The sequence below is a fragment of the Fontibacter flavus genome (genome assembly GCF_042432905.1).
Taxonomy (GTDB): domain Bacteria; phylum Bacteroidota; class Bacteroidia; order Cytophagales; family Cyclobacteriaceae; genus Fontibacter; species Fontibacter flavus.
Window position 1 is genome coordinate 86,892 of record NZ_JBHLWI010000028.1, and the last position, 18,451, is coordinate 105,342.

An 18,451-nucleotide genomic window follows, 5' to 3' on the forward strand; every position below is an offset into this window, starting at 1 on the left:
TCGAAATTCCACTTTCGCCCTGTTCTACATCTTGCACTTATACCAAACAAAAAGCCGATTGGATTCCCCAATCGGCTTTTTTTATCTATTCAAAACAGCTTATTCTGCTGTAGTTTCTGCATATTCTTCTACCGGAATACAGCTACATACCAAGTTTCTGTCACCGTATGCAGAATCAATTCTTCTTACTGTAGGCCAGAATTTGTTGCCTTTCACATATGGTAGTGGATAGACCGCTTTCTCTCTGCTGTAAGGGAAGTTCCAGGTGTCAGCCAAGGCCAAACCTGCTGTATGCGGAGCGTTTTTCAATACGTTATCTTCCTTGTCTGCTTTGCCGTCATAGATTTCCTGGATTTCAGAACGGATGGCAATCATGGCATCACAGAACCTGTCAAGTTCAGCCAAAGTCTCAGACTCTGTTGGCTCTACCATCAAAGTACCGGCTACAGGGAAGGAAACAGTAGGAGCATGGAAGCCATAATCCATCAAACGCTTGGCGATATCTTCCACTTCTACACCTACTTCTTTGAAAGCTCTGCAATCCAAAATCATTTCGTGGGCTGCTCTTCCATTGGAACCTGAGTACAGGATTGGATAATGTGCTTCCAATCTGGCTTTGATATAGTTGGCATTCAGGATGGCAATTTTGGTAGCATTGGTCAAGCCTTCACCGCCCATCATTGCAATGTATGCATAGGAGATCGGTAGGATTGAAGCACTGCCAAAAGGTGCTGCGGAAATCGCATTGATTGCCTGTGTTCCACCTGTTTTGACCACAGGGTTTCCAGGTAGGAAAGGAGCCAAGTGCTGTGCTACACAAATTGGGCCCATGCCAGGTCCACCACCACCGTGAGGGATGCAGAATGTTTTGTGTAGGTTCAGGTGACAAACATCAGCACCGATTCTACCAGGGCTGGTCAGACCTACCTGTGCATTCATATTGGCGCCATCCATATAAACCTGTCCTCCATTGTCATGGATGATTTGACATATTTCTTGGATCGCTTCTTCAAATACACCGTGGGTAGATGGGTAAGTTACCATCAGAGAAGAAAGCTCATTTTTATGTTCTTCTGCTTTGGCTCTTAAATCTTCCACATCAATGTTGCCTCTCTCATCACATTTTACCAGCACTACCTTCATGCCTGCCATTACCGCAGAAGCCGGGTTGGTACCATGTGCTGAAGTTGGAATCAAAGCAATATTTCTGTGGTGGTCACCTCTGCTTTGGTGATATGCCCTAATAACCATCAGACCGGCATATTCACCTTGTGCACCGGAGTTAGGTTGCAAAGAAGTATCGGCAAAACCGGTAATTTCAGTCAACCAGTTTCTCAGATTTTGGAACATTTCGTAATAACCAGCTGCCTGATCTTGTGGTGCGAATGGATGCAATTGACCAAATTCCGGCCAAGTAACCGGGATCATTTCGGTGGTGGCATTCAATTTCATGGTACAAGAGCCCAATGAAATCATAGAATGAACCAAGGAAAGATCTTTGTTTTCCAATCTCTTGATATATCTCAACATCTCATGCTCAGCATGATATTGATTGAAAACTGGATGGGTAAGGAATTCTGATTTTCTACCCAAACCTGTAGGAAGGTTGATTTCCAGACTGTCAATCAGGGCATCCCAGTTGAGCTGTGTTTTTTGATTCGTGGATTTAGCGAAAACCTCCACAACATCTTTCACATCTTCCAATGTTTTCACCTCATCAAAGGCCAATAAAATTGCACCTTCTTCATACCTGAAGTTCATTTCAGCAGAAAGGGCGAAAGCCTGGATTTTGGATTGCTGCACAGCATCCACTTTGATTTTGATGGTGTCAAAGAAATTGGTATTGCTCTGTTCAAAGCCCATTTCTTTCAAGGCTTTGGCAGTCAATTGGGCAAGTCCATGTGTTCTTGTCGCAATTTCCTTTAGGCCTTTTGGACCATGGTAAACTGCGTACATGCCGGACATCACCGCCAACAATACCTGTGCAGTACAGATGTTGGAAGTAGCTTTTTCTCTTTTGATATGTTGTTCTCTGGTCTGCAAAGCCATTCTGTAGGCCTTGTTGCCATCCTTGTCGATAGAGACACCGATGATTCTACCAGGAACTTGTCTTTTATAAGCCTCTTTGGTCGCAAAGAATGCAGCGTGAGGACCTCCATAGCCCATAGGAACGCCCAATCTTTGGCTCGTACCTACTACTACATCAGCACCCATCTCCCCTGGAGGAGTTAGAAGCGTCAAGCTCAGAAGGTCTGTAGCAAATGCAGTCAGTACGTTATTTTCCTTAGCTGTAGCTACCAATGCGCTGTAATCGATCACTTCACCGTCTAGGTTAGGATATTGAAGCATGACACCAAACAGATTTGGGTCTGTCAGATCCAGTTCAGAAAGAGGTGCAATCACCAACTCAATGCCGATAGGTGCAGACCTGGTGATCAATAGATCCTTGGTCTGAGGGAATACTTTCTCGTCTACGAAAAACTTATTGGCGTTTTTCTTTTCTCTTGGCTTGGATGCGTCCAGCATGGTCATGGCTTCAGCAGCTGCAGTAGCCTCATCCAAAAGGGATGCATTGGCCATCTCCATGCCCGTCAGTTCCATTACCATGGTCTGGTAATTGATCAATGCTTCAAGCCTTCCTTGAGCAATCTCAGCCTGATAAGGGGTGTATGCGGTATACCAACCTGGATTTTCAAGAATATTTCTCAAAATCACTCCCGGTACAAAGGTATCGTAGTAGCCCATGCCGATGAATGATTTGAAGATCCTGTTTTTAGAAGCCAACTCTTTGAACTCTTTCAAAAACGTCGCCTCAGATTTTGCCTGAGGCAGATCCAAAGGCTTTTCCAATTGAATGGATTTTGGGATAGTTTGATCGATCAGCTCGTCTAATGAAGCAGCTCCAATGGCATTAAGCATGTGGGAGATTTCTTCTGAAGAAGGGCCATTATGTCTGTTTTCAAACTTTGTGGAGGGATTGAGATTAATTTTCATAATCGAATATGGTAGGAGAATTATTTGGGTTATATCCTCATTGAATTTTCGTAGTGCAAAGGTATGAATTATTGAAAGATATTGTTTTTTTATGCCCAATAAATATAGAGGTATAAACACCCAAATTGATAAACGGTTTTAATGTTTTAGGAATAATTTTTATGTTTAGAGCCTAAATTCGATAAACCTTAATGTAACGTATGAAAAAGAGATTTTTATTTGCAGGAGCTCTTGGGCTGATGCTGTCTTTTAATGCCAGTGCACAGGATGCAACAGCAATGAAATATGCGTCAACCATCACCGCAGCAGACTTGGAAAAACATCTCAGTATTTTGGCTTCAGATGAAATGGAAGGCAGGGATACTGGTGCTAAAGGCCAAAAAATGGCCGCAGAATATTTGGCTAATTTCTACAGTGGATTAGGACTAAAAGGTCCTGTAGATGGTAGTTACTTCCAGAAATTCAACCTTTCTTCAGTTTCTTATCCAAATATAAGCTTGACAGTTGGCAAGCAAAAATTGGTGAACAATGAGGATTTTATCTTCATCGGAGATGCCGATATGACTAAAGTGGCCAAAACTGATTTGGTGTTTTTAGGCTTGGCCAATGAGGAAAACCTTAAAAAAGTAGATGTAAAAGGCAAACTTGTAGGTCTTTGGGCAGTTGGTAGCAGGGCACAGACTGTGGTGCCTGAAGTGATGAATGCCGGTGCTGCCGGTATCGTGATTGTGACCATGGAAGGTCAGGCCAACTTTGACCGTATGGCCAATTGGTATAAATCTTTGAGCACAAGAGGTAGATTGGGCTTTGAACAGCCTACCAAGCAGGAACCGATTTTCTTGGTAAGCACAGAGAAAATGGGCGCCTTATTTGAAACGCCTGTAGAAATATTGAAAGAGGCTGCAAAGAACAACCCGGAATCCATCAAGTCTCAAAAAGTCTCGTATCAGGTGAAAAAGCAAAACAAACCTGTACCAACAGAGAACGTGTTGGCTTTCTTGGAAGGAACGGATAAAAAAGAAGAAGTTTTGGTAATCTCATCCCATTATGACCATACCGGTATTGACAGTCAGGGCAGGATCAACAATGGTGCTGATGATGATGGTTCCGGAACTGTTTCGGTTATGGAAATTGCGGAGGCCTTTGCAACTGCCGCCAAAGATGGCTTCAAGCCAAAAAGAAGTATTTTGTTCCTGAATGTGACCGGTGAAGAAAAAGGTCTTTTGGGTTCGGAGTACTATTCCAATAATCCGATTTTCCCATTGGAAAACACCGTAAATAATATCAATATCGACATGGTGGGTAGGATTGATTATGAGTATCAGGATGCTGAAAATCAGGATTATATCTATGTTATCGGATCTGAAATGCTTTCATCTCATCTGAAAGTGATCAATGAATACAACAACATCACTTATACCAACCTGATTTTGGATTACAGGTATGATGCAGAAGATGATCCGAACAGATTCTATTACAGATCTGACCATTACAACTTTGCGAAGCACAACATCCCTGTGATTTTCTTCTTCAATGGTGTACATGATGATTACCATCAGCATACCGATACAGTGGATAAAATAGAGTTTCCTTTGATGACTAAAAGAGCCAAGCTTATATTCCATACGGCTTGGGATCTAGCCAACAGAGAGCAGAGAACTCCTGTAGATGGTACCAATACCAGATTGGATAGATAATCTTGAAGGTATTTGCCTTTGGATAGAAAAAGTCAAGCTTAAAAGACCTGCAGGACGGTAAGTTCTGCAGGTCTTTTTCCTTTCAGATAAATATGCTATCTTCAAGTCAACCCTAGATTAGCTACTATGAAATTATACCTTCCATTATTTACCCTTTTGATGCTGGTCAGCTTTGCTTCTGCCCAACAAATTTCCAGTAAGGATATTCAGATTAAAACTGCCCTTATGGCTGCTCCGGATGAATTGAAAGAAGGGGCATCGGTATATGGCTATGATGCACAGGGGAGTTTTATAGTCCTGAAAAAAGGAACAAATACCCTCATCTGTTTGTCGGATGATCCAAGTAGCCCAGGATTCAATGTTTCCTGTTACCACAAAGATCTTGACCCTTTTATGGAAAGGGGAAGACAATTGAAGAAGGAAGGAAAGACTTCTCAGGAAATATTTGATATCAGAGAGGCGGAAGCCAAAAGCGGCAAACTGAAAATGCCAAATCCAGGTTCAATCTTGTTTGTGTTGACGGCAGATGCTGCAGATTACAATGAAAAGACCGGGGAAGTTAAAGATACTTACCTCAGATATGTGGTCTATATTCCTTGGGCCACAGCAGCAAGTACGGGTTTGCCACTTAGACCATCAGGTCCGGCCATGCCCTGGATCATGGATCCAGGAACACATAGGGCACATATTATGATCAATCCGCCGAGGGATTAGAGGTGAGAATCAAGACTTAAGACAAAAGATTTCGGATTTCGAAAGGCGGATATGCAAAGTTATAATGGAATGAAGGATTTCATTAATATTTGAAATTCGAAAATGGAAAACGTCGAGGTCATAACCAAACCACTATGCCGATGAGCTAAGGACTGCAAGAAGGATTTTTTGGATATCTAATGAATTAGGTGTAGTTTTAAGAAGTTTAGAATTTAAATATGCAGAGAACAAAAGCTTTTTCGATAGTACTCCTGATCACTTTTTTTGTTTCTGCTTGCGGGATAGAGGATAATGTTCCAGAGACTTTAGACTATTCCAAAAAAATCATAGGAACCTGGCAACTTGACCGTTCATTCAACTTGGTGGATGCTTCAATGAATCCTCCTGCCTATGATTGGTTTGAGGTGGAAGATGGATATTATCTAAGTTTGTTTGATAACAATACTTTTATCTATACAAGATTTGAGGAGTGTAACTCAGGTGAGTATCAATATGACCCCGTACTGCAAAAGATTGAATTTTCTTTTGACTGTGAGTTTGATTATCAAGGTGAAATGATGGCTAAGTTCACGGAATTTTTGGAACAGGATAAAAGGCAAAACGACATATTAAACCTTTCATCTCCCCAGGGGAATAAAGTTTGTGTAGAAAATTGCTCGAGTATTATGAAGAGGATTCACTAATATTAAGGATATGAAAAGCGGGTGGCGAACTTAATTCTAAAGTTAATTTTGAAATCCGCCTTCCGCCTTACACCTCATCCTTTATTTATTCTTATACTTCCCCTGACTTTTAAGCTGGTTACGGTTTCTTTTGGCTTTGGAGTTTTTATTGCCTCTTTTCTCTTTCTTCTGCTCTGTCTTGGGCCTATGCTTGGTTTTTTTCTCATGGAAAGCACCTTTGAAGTCAGGGTTTTCCCTTCTTTTTTGTCCATCTATTTCCCTTTCGTAACCTTGTTTCTCTTCAAATGGAGTAGGGGAAATATTTACTTCTGAAGGAATCTGAACAGTAGGAACTTCCATGCGGATGATATCCTGGATTTTTTCAAAATGGTATTCTTCCGCAGGGTTGATGAAGGTCACGGCCATACCCTCGTTTTCGGCCCTTCCTGTGCGGCCGATCCTATGAACATAATCTTCATAGATCAACGGCACATCAAAGTTGACCACATGACTTACCATGCTGACATCTAATCCCCTTGCTGCTACGTCTGTAGCTACAAGGATCCTGACTTCACCTGATTTGAAATCATCCATAGAATTGATCCGGGTGTTTTGCCCTTTATTGGCATGGATTACCCTGATTTCTCCCAATTTTTTTCTTTCCAAGTAATTGAATACAGATTCTGCATTCTTTCTTGACTTACAAAAAATAATCACTCTGGAAAAACTCTCGTCTTCCAAAAGGTGCATCAACAGGTTGATCTTGGTTTTAATATTTGGAACAAAGTATCTGACCTGATGTATGGTCTCTGCTGTGGTGGCCTGAGGAGCTACTTCTATACGTTCCGGAAATTCAAGAAACTCTTGTGAAAGCCTTTCAACCTTGCTGCCGAAAGTTGCGGAGAATAACAGGTTTTGTCTTTTGACCGGAATTATTTCCAAAATAGACCGGATTTGGGGCATGAAACCCATATCCAGCATTTTATCAGCTTCATCCAACACCATGGTTTTGATCTCTTTGGTGAAGATTTCTCCTTTTTTATAGAGATCCATGAATCTGCCAGGCGTAGCAATGACAATATCCACACCTTGCTGTAACTTTTCAATTTGCGTCTTCGGTCCCAAGCCCCCATAAAGACATACATAGCGGAGATCGGTATACTTTCCGAAAGTAGTGACAGCTTCCTCAATCTGCATGACCAATTCTCTTGTGGGCGCTAGAATCAATACCCTAGGGTGCATTCCCTGTGCGTATTTGGCTTTCATCAAGAGGGGCAGCACATATGCAGCTGTCTTTCCCGTGCCTGTTTGGGCGATTCCCAACACATCATGTCCTGCCAAGGCCAAAGGAATGGCTTTTTCCTGTATAGGAGTAGGTTTGGTATAGCCAGCATCAGCCACAGCTTCCAAAAGTTGTTTATTCAATTTAAAATTTTCAAAAGTTGAAGGGCTATCGGACATGTTTTAGTATTTTTGAAAGGTGCAGAAAAGAATTGTGAATCGAACACTTTTGTGTTTAAACGGGTTGAATTTATTGACAACCAACAATTGGGTTTTGCGTCTAAGAAATCAATAAACCATTCAAATCACAGAGATTGATGAAAAGTATATTAATTACCGGTGCAAATATAGTAAATGAAGGCAAGATTACCCGTTCTGATATTTTGATCAAGGATGGATTGATCTATAACATGGGAAAAGACCTCTCCGAATTTGAAGCAGATTTAACCATTGATGCCAGTGGAAAATATATTTTTCCAGGAATTATTGATGATCAGGTTCATTTCAGAGAACCTGGATTGACCCATAAAGCGGACATTTACACAGAAAGCAAGGCAGCAGTAGCAGGAGGGATTACCTCCTATATGGAAATGCCCAATACCGTTCCCCAAACCGTTACAATTGAATTATTGGAGGATAAATTCCGTATTGCCTCTGAAAAATCACTGGCCAATTACTCTTTCTTTTTTGGTGCCACCAATGATAACATAGAAGAAATACTGAAAGTCGATCCTGAAAATGTCTGTGGTGTCAAGGTATTTCAAGGCTCTTCTACCGGAAATATGCTGGTAGATAATCCTGAAAGTCTGGACAGGATTTTCAGAGAGTGTAAACTATTGATCGCCACACACAGCGAAAATGACAACATCATCAAAGAGAATCTGGATCATTACAAAAAGGAATATGGAGATGATATCCCTGTGAAATTTCACCCTAAAATCAGGACTGCTGAAGCATGTTATGATGCCTCAAAAAAGGTAGTGGATCTGGCGAGGAAATACGGTACCAAACTCCATATTCTGCACATCAGTACAGCAAAGGAGGTAGGTCTATTTGACAATACGCTTCCTTTGGAGGAAAAAAGAATTACTGCTGAGGCTTGTATCCATCACATGTGGTTTTCGGAGGAGGATTATGAAGAAAAAGGAAACCTGATCAAATGGAACCCTGCTGTCAAATCCAAAGAAGATAGGGACAGGATCCTGCAAGGTGTTTTAGATGGACATATCGATGTGATTGCCACTGACCATGCACCACACACTTTAGAGGAAAAGAGCAAGCCGTATACCTCTGCGCCTTCAGGAGGGCCATTGGTGCAGCATTCTCTGGTCGCTATGCTGGATATGTATCATGCCGGGAAAATAAGGCTGGAGGAAATTGCCCAAAAAATGTGTCATAATGTCGCTATCTTATTTGAAATCGAAAAAAGAGGCTATTTGAGACCGGGATATCATGCCGATTTGGTTGTAGTTGACTTGGATAATCCATGGACAGTGGAGAAAGATAATATACTTTCCAAATGCGGCTGGTCTCCTTTTGAAGGCCATACTTTCAGGTCAAAAGTAACCCATACCATAGTATCCGGACATTTGGCGTACGAAAACGGGACATTCTATGAAGAACAAAAAGGACAAAGGTTAAAATTTTCCAGAAAAATACAGGACTGAGTATTGCTTAGAAAAAACCGAAACATTACCTTTGCATTCCATTCAGGGGAAAGCCCCTGAAAATGTTTAAAATGGTGGTTGTAGCTCAGTTGGTTAGAGCGCTGGTTTGTGGCACCAGAGGTCGCCGGTTCGAGTCCGGTCTTCCACCCTACTAAAAAACCCCTTTAAAGAAGGGGTTTTTTAGTTTTTATGTGATGCAATGAACCCAAATGGCATAAATTTTGTCTAACTGTTATTAAAAATTGAACAAAGGCATGTTTACACTATTTAAAGCTTCGCCAAAATTCCCGAAGATTAGACCTGTAGACCTGAAAGTCGTAAAGCTTTATGTGTCCAAGTTTGAAGAGTCTCTTAAGAACTTTGAGGAATTGCAAAAAGAAGGATTGAGCTCCTGATGAAAAAAATACAAAAGGTTATGGAAACATAACCTTTATTTTTGTGCCATTTTATTTTTCTTTCACGCTTAAAAAAGTATTTTTATGCAAATCTCAAAATTTTTAAAACATGAGTTATATCCACTTTGATAAGACCCAATTAATTAACCTTAATTACTCCCTGGAAAGGGAAATCATCAGAACGAACAGAGGAGGATGCTATACGAGTACTACCATTATAGGATGTAACACTAGAAAATACCATGGTCTTTTAGTGGTTCCACAGCCACAAATAGATGAGCAGCTTCACGTGATGCTTTCTACAGTTCACGAGACAGTAATTCAACACGGAGCAAGTTTCAATCTTGGCATCAGCAAGTTTCCCGGAAATTACTCTCCCAGAGGTCATAAATATTTAGAGGATTTTGATTCAGAGCCTATCCCAAAGCTCACCTACAGGGTAGGCGGCGTGTTGTTGCAGAAGGAGCTGATTTTGGACACCAATAGGGATAGGGTGATGATCCGTTATACCCTTTTAGATGCGCACTCACCTACCAAAATCCAGATAAAGCCATTTCTCGCCTTCAGGGGCTACCATCACTTGATGAAGGCCAATGATCAGCTCAACAAGGGATTTAAGTCTGTTGCCAATGGTGCGGAATTTCAACTGTATCCACAGTACTCTCCTTTATTTCTCCAGCTTTCAAAAACCAATGAGTTTCATTCAAAACCGGAGTGGTATTACAATTTTGAGTATATCATGGAAAGGGAGCGGGGTTATGAATATCAGGAAGACCTTTACTTTCCCGGATATTTTGAATTTGATATTTCGAAGGGGGAATCGGTAATTTTCTCGGCGGGTCTAACTGAAGCAGATCCAAGTACCCGTCAGCGTGCTTTTGAAAAAGAACTTGCCCGTAGGGTTCCAAGAAATAATTTTGAAAACTGTCTGATCAATTCAGCAGGTCAGTTTATTCAACGACGGGATGGTAAAACGCATGTCATTGCTGGGTATCCATGGTTTGGCTGGTGGGGGAGAGATACCTTTGTTGCCAGCCCTGGACTGGTCTTAACTCAGGGTGACAAGCAGACATTTTTAGATATCATGGATACGATGGTGGCTGATTTGCATGGTCCGCTTTTTCCAAATGTGGGCAGTGGAGTGATGAGAAACCTTGCTTCTATGGATGCGCCTTTATGGTTTTTCTGGTCTTTGCAACAATTCATGAATTTCGGTGGGGATCCAAAAATCATTAAATCCAAGTATCTGGGTAAAATGAAAGGGATCATAGACGGCTTCAGAAAAGGAACAGACTACAATATTCATATGTTGGACAATGGGCTTATTTGGGGCGGACAGGAAGGATTTGCTCTGACCTGGATGGATGCGGTTAATTCAGATGGCCCTGTCACACCGAGGATAGGTTCTCCAGTAGAGATCAATGCCCTTTGGTACAATGCCCTTTGTTTTTATCATGAACTCACTGGTGATGAAGAGGTAAAAGAACTTGCGGAACAAGTGAAAAACTCCTTTAATGAAGTTTTTTGGGATGAAAAGAGAGGGTATTTAGCGGATTATGTCAATGGTACGTATAAGGATTGGGCGATCAGGCCAAATATGATTTTCGCGACATCTTTGCCCTTTTCCCCATTGGAGGAAGCTCAAATGGATTCCATTTTGGAAATTGTCAAATCAAAGTTGTTGACAAGTAGGGGTTTACGTTCTTTGGCCCCCGATGATCCCAGTTATAAAGGATATTACCATGGGAATCAGTTCTCCAGAGATCAGGCATATCACAACGGAACAGTTTGGGCCTGGCTCTTAGGTCACTTTGTAGATGGCTATATCAAGCTGCATGGAAAGTCAGGGAAGCATTTCGTGGAGAAAATCATCAAAGGCTTTGACGGGGTGATGACCCAATATGGTGTGGGGACAGTGGCTGAGATCTACGATGGAGATCCTCCGCACCGTCCAAAAGGATCTATCTCTCAAGCCTGGAGTGTAGGTGAGTTGTTGAGAATTATGCATTTAGTGAATAAAATTTAAATAGATTTTTATGAAGGTTTTAATGTTTGGGTGGGAGTTTCCACCACATATTTCCGGAGGTTTGGGTACAGCCTGTTATGGACTGGTCAAAGGCCTAGTCCATCACAAGCAGGATATCATTTTTGTGGTGCCTAAATTGTGGGGAGATGAAGAACCTTTAGCGGATTTTGTGAGTGCCAGTGATGTCACCATAGATTATAGGGAGAAGAAATTCAAGAATATCTGGAAAAACCTCACCTACTTGGAAGTCAGCAGCTTCCTGGTTCCTTATCTTGGACCGGAAGAGTTTAAAAAGTACACTGACTATGCGCTACACGATCGTACAGATGTGGATGAGAGTGTATTTTCCAACAAATTTGAATTCAGTGGGAAGTATGGAAAAGACCTGATGAAGGAAGTTTCCAGATATGCATTGGTCGCTGCCCAGATAGCCAAATCCAAAGAACATGATATTATCCATGCCCATGATTGGTTGGCATATCCTGCAGGCATAGCTGCGAAAGAAATGTCAGGAAAGCCATTAATCGCCCATATCCATGCTACACAATTTGACCGTGCTGGAGAAGGTGGAGGACAAGGTCCGGTATACGAATTGGAAAAAGCAGGCCTATTGGCTGCAGACCATGTCGTAGCGGTAAGTCACTTGACCAGAAAGATTGTGATCGAAAAATATGGGGTAGATCCTGATAAAGTCAGTGTGCTGCACAATGCGGTATTGGATGCCAGTATCATTCATTCTACCATTAAAAAGAATGTGCCTGAAAAAATAGTCACATTCTTAGGAAGGATCACTTTTCAAAAAGGGCCTGAATACTTTGTGGAGGCAGCAAAAAAAGTGATCGAACGTGATCCCAATGTACGATTTGTGATGGCAGGTAATGGAGATCTGCTCAATAAAATGGTGGAAAGGGTAGCCGAGTTGGGAATGGGGACACGCTTTCATTTTACCGGATTTTTGAAAGGACAGGACGTGGACGATATGTATGCCATATCAGATGTTTATGTGATGCCTTCTGTGTCTGAGCCTTTTGGTATCGCTCCCCTTGAAGCCGTAAGACACAGTACCCCTGTGATCATATCCAAACAGTCCGGAGTAGCTGAGGTGCTTCGCAATGCCATCAAAATTGACTTTTGGGATGTGGATGCCATGGCAGATGCTATTTTTGGACTTCTTCATTATGAAAGTATTGCGAAGATGTTCAAGGAGTTGGGAAGTGAGGAACTGAAAAATTTGAAGTGGGAGCATGTTGCTGCCAAACTAGTTACTGTTTACGAAAAATTACACCAAGAACAACCATGAGAACCATTTGCTTTTATTTTCAGGTACACCAACCATTCAGAATAAAGCCATATCGTTTTTTTGATATAGGCGATGACCATTATTACTGGGATGATTACAGTAACAAAAGCATCATCCGAAAAGTCGCTCAAAAATGCTATCTACCCATGAATGCATTGTTGTTAGACCTGATCAACAGTAATCATGGGAAGTTCAAAGTGACTTTTTCCATTTCAGGTGTTTGTCTGGACCAGTTTGAAGCCTATGCCCCAGATGTGCTGGAGAGTTTTCAGAGACTGGTGAATACAGGACAAGTAGAACTCTTGAGTGAGACTGATGCCCATGCGCTTTGCTCACTGGTCAGTCCTGCTGAGTTTAAAAGAAGCGTAGAAAGTCATCAGGCAAAAATCAAGCGTTTGTTTAATGGATACCAACCAAAGGTATTCAGGAATACTGAGTTGATCTATTCTGACAAAATTGGTTCAATGGTGGCAGAGATGGGATATGAAGCCATGTTGACAGAAGGTGCCAAGCATATCCTTGGATGGAAAAGTCCAAACTTTGTTTATCAGAATGCCATTGACCCTAACCTGAAAATTTTGTTGAAAAATTTTCAGTTAAGTGATGACATTGCTTTCCGCTTCAGTAATAAAACTTGGTCTGATTATCCATTGACAACTGAAAAATTTGTCAACTGGATCAATGCAATTCCAAAAGAACAGGAAGTTTTAAACCTGTTTATGGATTATGAAACCTTTGGAGAGCATCAATGGGCGGAAACAGGCATCTTTGAATTTATGAAAAGTCTTCCTGCAGCCGTATTTAACCATACCAATTTCGGTTTCAGTACGACTACTGAAGTCGCAAGAGCGGCAAAGCCAATAGCTAAAATCAATGTTCCTGTACCGATTTCCTGGGCGGATGAAGAAAGGGATTTGACCGCATGGCTGGGGAACGACCTGCAAAATGAGGCTTTTTCCAAGCTTTATGAGCTGGAAGCAAAGGTCAAAAAGATTGACAATCCCGAAATCCAAAGAGACTGGAATTACCTGCAGACATCGGATCATTTCTATTACATGTGTACGAAGTTCTTTTCTGATGGAGCTGTGCACTCGTATTTCAGCCATTATGAAACGCCATATGATGCCTTTATCAATTATATGAATGTCTTGAGTGATTTCATTCTTAGGGTAAAGAATAAGGAAAAGGAATTGGAAACGGTCGGTAAGGAAGAAGTCTGAGGCAATTTGGCCGGTATCGGATATTTGAACTGCCTTAAATTGGCTCAATCATAATGGTGATTTGAGTAATGATCAGAAATGTTTGATTGTAGGGCCTGTTGGTGCAGGCCCTTTTTGAATTTATATAAACAATAAATGCTATGAATAAACTGTTTGTTCTGCTGTTTTCCTTTGCTGTTTTAGCTTCATGCAATCAGCAAGATGGAAACGAAAAAGTCCAGCAAGAAGAGGAACAAGAAGATTTTATTGTCAGGTACGATAGGCCTGACGCAAGTATTTTAAGAGGGGTTTATATTCCTGAAGGTAAGGAGTATTTCTATACTTCAGGATTGGTAGCACCGGTAAAAGATGAAAACGCCGAGCCAGGTACTTACATGCGTTATGGAAATACGTATGAACAAAGTATTGGTATTTTGGAAAGGATCAAGGAGACAATAGGAGAGGCAGGATTTACCATGGAAGAGGTATTCTTTTTAAGAGTTTATCTTGCTCCTGATAAAAATGGCCAAATCGATTGGGATGCTTGGTTCAGGGCTTATGGGGAATATTTCAATAATGCTGAAAACCCCAATAAGGTGGCCAGGTCAACCATTGCTGTGTATGCCTTGGCAAATCCGGATCTCTTGATTGAAATTGAGGCAGTGGCAGCTCGGTAAGGGTCTTAAATTTGGGATTTATGAAAAAGCAAACAGTTCTTCTTGCTTTGATTGCAGGGATGCTTTCCTCCTGTGCCTGTGATCCCGAAAACCTGATTAAAGGAGCCATGTGGGGGATGGAAAAAATGGCTGGAGTAGGATATTTCCCTTCTCCTGAAATTTTGGCCTTGGGTAATTTTGAAAGGGTAGAGGTCAGTATGTCCAAGCAGCATCTTGATGGTGAAACCCAAGCTGAGATAGAGTTGCGGCTTATCAATGGCAAAGGACCGGATATGCATTACAGTGAGGAGAACCTCGCGAGGAAATGTGCCGAACTCTATGCAAAGGAATATTCCAAAATCTATGAATACCAGACTATCAGGATTGTCTTCATACAGACAGATCCTTTTCAGCCTGACAACATGGCCATGAGCGAATATAGTTTTCAAGTGGAGGATCTCTTACAATAAACACCAAAAATCATATGGACTTTAATCAAGAATTCAAACATCCACCTGTGAATACAGGAGACTGGTTTTTAAGCATTTTTATAGCCAATATTCCTATTTTAGGACTGATTATGCTAGTCGTATGGGCCATTGATAAAAATGGAAATCCCAATAAAGCCAACTGGGCAAAAGCAAAACTGCTATGGTACGCAGTAGCTTTTGGGCTGGGTATTATTTTCCTGATCCTGATGGGAGTTGGCGCCGTGACAGGGGTTTTTAATGATTTTGACTTCAATTAAAAATAATCTTTATACTGTATCATAGGTCTTTCGAATTTTGTGTGAGCAAATGAGATAAAATTGAAGCAGACTTTCATTTTTGTGATTTGGAAAGGGGATTACTTGGGAGTTTACAGAGAAATGTCCAGCCCTTTTGATAATTTTGCCCACAGATTTCAAAAGACTTCATGCAGAAGATTAATGCCATCTGTACCGATATTGACGGTACGTTATTAAATGGGGATAGGGTGTTGTCCCCTAGATTACTTCAGGCCATTGCCAAGTTGCCCAAGGATTTTCCCATCATCCTTGCTTCTTCCAGGATGCCTGATGCGATGCGCCATTTACAACAGGATATGGGTAGATTGGGAGAACCTTTGATTTGTTATAATGGTGGTTTTGTCATCCATGATGAGCAAGAGGAGGTAGTCCATGATACACCGATTTTACTGGAACATTGTGAGGCTTTGGTTGATATCGCACGTGGAACCGAAATACACGTGAGCCTTTATCAGGGTGAAAAATGGTATGAACCAGAGATGGACTATTGGGCACAAAGGGAAGCGAGGAACACTAGGGTAGAACCAACTGTTAAACAGCTGGATCAGGTTTTGGAAATGTGGAAGTCGGGGATGAAAGGAGCCCATAAAGTGATGTGTATGGGGGCTGCGGAGGAAATTGAACTTTTCTATCGGCAGGCTGAACAGCATTTAGGTTCTGCGCTGCACCTATATAGATCCAAAGACACATACATCGAAATTGCCCCCAAGACAATATCTAAAGCCTCTGCGCTTGCATTGTTATTAGAACGGAAGTTTGGGATTGGCATGGATGAAGTGATGGCCTTTGGGGATAATTATAATGATATGGAGATGCTGCAGGCCGTAGGCCTGGGAGTTGCTATGGGCAATGCGAGGGAAGAAGTCAAATCTATAGCTGACCGGGTGACGTTGAGCAATAAAGAAGATGGCGTAGCAGTGATGATTGAAGTGCTTCTTTTGGCTTAACACTTGCCCTAGACATAAAAGAATCCCCAAGCAGAATCAGGTTTGGGGATTTTGCTTTTATAATAAACCTTCTCCGCTTTCCGCTTCATCCACTGCCCTGTTGAGGAAATCATGGAAAGGTTTCATTTTTTTGAAATTTTCTATCGCTTTTTCTTTGAATTCGCCTGAGCTGATTTCCTTATCGGTGAGGGGAGCGGAGACGATAAAGCTTTTGAAGCGCAAAAAATCAATAAATGGGTGCTCAGCATCAAAACCTTTCGGGGTAGTTTTCAGCTGCTCTCCTTCCATCGCCCCAAATGATTTTTTAAACTCAGGTTCCTCCAAGATGGACTGGAGTTCTTTGCCCGAATAGTCAATTTCCTGACGGATTTTCTTGAGGATATCGGCAGGAGGCATCCAAATTCCGCCTGCCAGAAAGCTCTGTCCCGGTTGAATGTGGAGGTAATAGCCAGGGCCGTTGTATTTTTTGCCACCTACAGCAAAGTAGGCCGCAAAATTGGTTTTGTAAGGGTTTTTGTTGGCCGAAAAACGGATATCTCTGTTTTGCCTGAATACGCAGTCTTTGGCTTTGAAAGTAGAAAGTTCAGGTTCCCAAAGGCTGATGCCCTTCAACAGCTCTTCAACATCTTCTAAAAATTCCGAACGGACCTTTTGATACCAATCCCTGTTGGCATCCATCCAGTCTTTGTGATTGTTTTTTGCGAGTTCGGTCAGAAAAGGAAGATAGTTTTTGCTCATGATGAAGTTCTTTAAATGAGAAACAAAACAAAACCGATTTGGTTGGAATGTGAATCAATTTCCAAGGTTTTTCTCCTACTGAATATATCAAATAAAATCCACCAAACCCTCCAATTTCATTCCTCTGCTGCCTTTGATCAGGATCAAATGATCTTCCAGTTTGGAGTCCTGAAGCCAGTTTCTGAATGAAAAAGGATCTGGGAAGTACAGAGACCTTATAGGAGCAGTGGTCAGGGCGACTTGTATATGTTTACCCGTAAAACAGATTTTATCAAAATTATGCTTCGCGACCAGTTCGCCCAATTTCTTATGTTCCTCTATTGTACTGTCGCCCAATTCGTACATATCTCCTAAGATGACCATTTTATATTTTTTGCCGGTCATTTGGCCAAAAGTATTGATGGCCACTTCCATGCTGGAAGGGTTGGCATTGTAGGCATCCAGGATGATCAGATTGGAGCGTTTTTCCAGCAACTGCGAGCGCATATTGGATGGCTTGTAATTGACTACAGCCTCTATAGCCTTGTCCATAGTTACTCCAAAGAATTTTCCAATAGTGATAGCGGTGGCGATATTTCCGAAATTATAGGCACCAATCAAAGAACTCAAGTGCTCACGCTCATCGCCTTCCACCTTGAATTTTACAAATGGATCTGCTCCTACAAATTCCACTTCACAAAAGTCTCCTTTGGCAGGATACATTACCGGATTGATAAATCGCTTGGCCATGTTGGAAAGGATAGGATCCTTAGAATTGATAAAAACAGTACCCATATTGGCTCTTAGGTGCTGGTACAGTTCTGTTTTGGTTTTCAAGACTCCTTCAGGTCCGCCCATACCTTCCAGATGAGCTTTGCCTATGTTCGTGATAAAGCCATGGGTAGGCTCAGCGATATCACAAAGCTCTTGGATATCCCCCTGTTTGTTTGCCCCCATCTCCACGATGGCTATTTCTGTGTCCTTTGGGATGGACAATAAGGTCAATGGTACACCGATATGGTTATTCAGATTGCCAGCGGTTGCTGAAGTTTTGAATTTTTGCTTCAGCACGGCATGCAACAGTTCTTTGGAGGTTGTTTTTCCGTTGCTTCCAGTCAGGCCTATGATAGGAATCTCCAGCTGTCTTCTGTGGTGATTGGCCAAGAGCTGCAATGCTTTCAATACATCATCCACCAAAAAATAGCGCTCATCACCTGGAATCAAAACCCTTTCTTCGTCCACCACTACTAAGGATGCTCCCATTTCCAAGGCCTTCGCTGCAAAATCATTGGCATTAAAGTTAGGTCCTTTGAGTGCAAAGAAAATATTGCCCTTGTCGATTTTTCTGGTGTCTGTGCTTACACCCGTGGATTGTAGAAAATGGGAATAAAGTTGTTCTGTTCTCATAT

Annotated in this window: 16 protein-coding genes and 1 tRNA gene; 13 read left to right on the forward strand and 4 right to left on the reverse strand. The window is 41.7% G+C overall.

Annotated features, from left to right (window positions below):
* Window positions 1–99 precede the first annotated feature (99 nt).
* On the reverse strand, window positions 100–2,994 hold the full coding sequence (gene gcvP, locus ACFFIP_RS10080; protein WP_382387495.1) for an aminomethyl-transferring glycine dehydrogenase: 2,895 nt from the start codon (window positions 2,992–2,994) through the stop codon (window positions 100–102).
* A gap of 200 nt (window positions 2,995–3,194) precedes the next feature.
* Between gcvP and ACFFIP_RS10085 the strand changes: the two genes are divergently transcribed.
* The 3 genes from ACFFIP_RS10085 to ACFFIP_RS10095 all read left to right on the forward strand — a co-directional run bounded on the left by ACFFIP_RS10085 (window position 3,195) and on the right by ACFFIP_RS10095 (window position 6,088).
* Window positions 3,195–4,691: a M28 family peptidase gene (locus tag ACFFIP_RS10085; RefSeq protein ID WP_382387496.1), complete on the forward strand. Its 1,497-nt coding sequence runs from the start codon at window positions 3,195–3,197 to the stop codon at window positions 4,689–4,691.
* Between the two features lie 126 nt (window positions 4,692–4,817).
* Entirely contained in the window at window positions 4,818–5,405 is a 588-nt protein-coding gene (locus tag ACFFIP_RS10090; protein ID WP_382387497.1) for a hypothetical protein, read from the forward strand.
* A gap of 218 nt (window positions 5,406–5,623) precedes the next feature.
* Entirely contained in the window at window positions 5,624–6,088 is a 465-nt protein-coding gene (locus ACFFIP_RS10095) for a hypothetical protein (RefSeq protein WP_382387498.1), read from the forward strand.
* Window positions 6,089–6,169: 81 nt separating this feature from the next.
* Here ACFFIP_RS10095 and ACFFIP_RS10100 read toward each other — a convergent pair whose 3' ends face one another.
* On the reverse strand, window positions 6,170–7,528 hold the full coding sequence (locus ACFFIP_RS10100; RefSeq protein ID WP_382387499.1) for a DEAD/DEAH box helicase: 1,359 nt from the start codon (window positions 7,526–7,528) through the stop codon (window positions 6,170–6,172).
* A gap of 137 nt (window positions 7,529–7,665) precedes the next feature.
* Here ACFFIP_RS10100 and ACFFIP_RS10105 point away from each other — a divergent pair, with 137 nt between their 5' ends.
* The 10 genes from ACFFIP_RS10105 to ACFFIP_RS10150 all read left to right on the forward strand — a co-directional run bounded on the left by ACFFIP_RS10105 (window position 7,666) and on the right by ACFFIP_RS10150 (window position 16,325).
* A complete protein-coding gene (locus ACFFIP_RS10105) occupies window positions 7,666–9,015 on the forward strand; it encodes a dihydroorotase (RefSeq protein ID WP_382387500.1) in 1,350 nt (449 codons plus the stop codon).
* A gap of 73 nt (window positions 9,016–9,088) precedes the next feature.
* Window positions 9,089–9,164: transfer RNA gene (locus ACFFIP_RS10110), tRNA-His, on the forward strand.
* Between the two features lie 105 nt (window positions 9,165–9,269).
* Window positions 9,270–9,410: a hypothetical protein gene (locus ACFFIP_RS10115; protein WP_382387501.1), complete on the forward strand. Its 141-nt coding sequence runs from the start codon at window positions 9,270–9,272 to the stop codon at window positions 9,408–9,410.
* 109 nt (window positions 9,411–9,519) lie between these two features.
* Window positions 9,520–11,436 (forward strand): amylo-alpha-1,6-glucosidase, encoded by a 1,917-nt coding sequence (locus ACFFIP_RS10120; protein WP_382387502.1) that lies wholly within the window; start codon window positions 9,520–9,522, stop codon window positions 11,434–11,436.
* A gap of 10 nt (window positions 11,437–11,446) precedes the next feature.
* Window positions 11,447–12,736, forward strand: a complete 1,290-nt coding sequence (locus ACFFIP_RS10125; RefSeq protein WP_382387503.1) for a glycosyltransferase family 4 protein — start codon at window positions 11,447–11,449, stop codon at window positions 12,734–12,736.
* Window positions 12,733–13,956 carry a glycoside hydrolase family 57 protein gene (locus tag ACFFIP_RS10130; protein ID WP_382387505.1) on the forward strand — a complete coding sequence of 408 codons (1,224 nt, stop codon included), beginning with the start codon at window positions 12,733–12,735 and terminating at the stop codon, window positions 13,954–13,956. Before ACFFIP_RS10125 ends, ACFFIP_RS10130 begins: the two co-directional genes overlap by 4 nt.
* A gap of 140 nt (window positions 13,957–14,096) precedes the next feature.
* Window positions 14,097–14,612, forward strand: coding sequence for a RidA family protein (locus ACFFIP_RS10135; protein WP_382387506.1), 516 nt, complete (start codon window positions 14,097–14,099; stop codon window positions 14,610–14,612).
* Window positions 14,613–14,632: 20 nt separating this feature from the next.
* Window positions 14,633–15,061, forward strand: coding sequence for a hypothetical protein (locus ACFFIP_RS10140; protein WP_382387507.1), 429 nt, complete (start codon window positions 14,633–14,635; stop codon window positions 15,059–15,061).
* A gap of 14 nt (window positions 15,062–15,075) precedes the next feature.
* Window positions 15,076–15,339: a hypothetical protein gene (locus ACFFIP_RS10145; protein WP_382387508.1), complete on the forward strand. Its 264-nt coding sequence runs from the start codon at window positions 15,076–15,078 to the stop codon at window positions 15,337–15,339.
* A gap of 167 nt (window positions 15,340–15,506) precedes the next feature.
* On the forward strand, window positions 15,507–16,325 hold the full coding sequence (locus ACFFIP_RS10150) for a Cof-type HAD-IIB family hydrolase (protein WP_382387509.1): 819 nt from the start codon (window positions 15,507–15,509) through the stop codon (window positions 16,323–16,325).
* 57 nt (window positions 16,326–16,382) lie between these two features.
* Here the strand turns inward: ACFFIP_RS10150 and ACFFIP_RS10155 are convergent, their stop codons facing one another.
* Both ACFFIP_RS10155 and ACFFIP_RS10160 read right to left on the reverse strand, forming a co-directional pair.
* Window positions 16,383–17,063, reverse strand: a complete 681-nt coding sequence (locus tag ACFFIP_RS10155; protein ID WP_382387510.1) for a DUF2461 domain-containing protein — start codon at window positions 17,061–17,063, stop codon at window positions 16,383–16,385.
* Window positions 17,064–17,150: 87 nt separating this feature from the next.
* The gene (locus ACFFIP_RS10160) at window positions 17,151–18,449 is read right to left on the reverse strand and encodes a UDP-N-acetylmuramoyl-tripeptide--D-alanyl-D-alanine ligase (protein WP_382387511.1); all 1,299 of its coding nucleotides are present in this window, start codon (window positions 18,447–18,449) and stop codon (window positions 17,151–17,153) included.
* Window positions 18,450–18,451 lie beyond the last annotated feature (2 nt).

Excerpts from the sequence above, each read along its gene's own strand:
- gcvP (WP_382387495.1), bottom strand. The coding sequence starts at position 2,994 with ATGAAAATTAATCTCAATCCCTCCACAAAGTTTGAAAACAGACATAAT.
- ACFFIP_RS10085 (WP_382387496.1), top strand. The coding sequence starts at position 3,195 with ATGAAAAAGAGATTTTTATTTGCAGGAGCTCTTGGGCTGATGCTGTCT.
- ACFFIP_RS10090 (WP_382387497.1), top strand. The coding sequence starts at position 4,818 with ATGAAATTATACCTTCCATTATTTACCCTTTTGATGCTGGTCAGCTTT.
- ACFFIP_RS10095 (WP_382387498.1), top strand. The coding sequence starts at position 5,624 with ATGCAGAGAACAAAAGCTTTTTCGATAGTACTCCTGATCACTTTTTTT.
- ACFFIP_RS10100 (WP_382387499.1), bottom strand. The coding sequence starts at position 7,528 with ATGTCCGATAGCCCTTCAACTTTTGAAAATTTTAAATTGAATAAACAA.
- ACFFIP_RS10105 (WP_382387500.1), top strand. The coding sequence starts at position 7,666 with ATGAAAAGTATATTAATTACCGGTGCAAATATAGTAAATGAAGGCAAG.
- ACFFIP_RS10115 (WP_382387501.1), top strand. The coding sequence starts at position 9,270 with ATGTTTACACTATTTAAAGCTTCGCCAAAATTCCCGAAGATTAGACCT.
- ACFFIP_RS10120 (WP_382387502.1), top strand. The coding sequence starts at position 9,520 with ATGAGTTATATCCACTTTGATAAGACCCAATTAATTAACCTTAATTAC.
- ACFFIP_RS10125 (WP_382387503.1), top strand. The coding sequence starts at position 11,447 with ATGAAGGTTTTAATGTTTGGGTGGGAGTTTCCACCACATATTTCCGGA.
- ACFFIP_RS10130 (WP_382387505.1), top strand. The coding sequence starts at position 12,733 with ATGAGAACCATTTGCTTTTATTTTCAGGTACACCAACCATTCAGAATA.
- ACFFIP_RS10135 (WP_382387506.1), top strand. The coding sequence starts at position 14,097 with ATGAATAAACTGTTTGTTCTGCTGTTTTCCTTTGCTGTTTTAGCTTCA.
- ACFFIP_RS10140 (WP_382387507.1), top strand. The coding sequence starts at position 14,633 with ATGAAAAAGCAAACAGTTCTTCTTGCTTTGATTGCAGGGATGCTTTCC.
- ACFFIP_RS10145 (WP_382387508.1), top strand. The coding sequence starts at position 15,076 with ATGGACTTTAATCAAGAATTCAAACATCCACCTGTGAATACAGGAGAC.
- ACFFIP_RS10150 (WP_382387509.1), top strand. The coding sequence starts at position 15,507 with ATGCAGAAGATTAATGCCATCTGTACCGATATTGACGGTACGTTATTA.
- ACFFIP_RS10155 (WP_382387510.1), bottom strand. The coding sequence starts at position 17,063 with ATGAGCAAAAACTATCTTCCTTTTCTGACCGAACTCGCAAAAAACAAT.
- ACFFIP_RS10160 (WP_382387511.1), bottom strand. The coding sequence starts at position 18,449 with ATGAGAACAGAACAACTTTATTCCCATTTTCTACAATCCACGGGTGTA.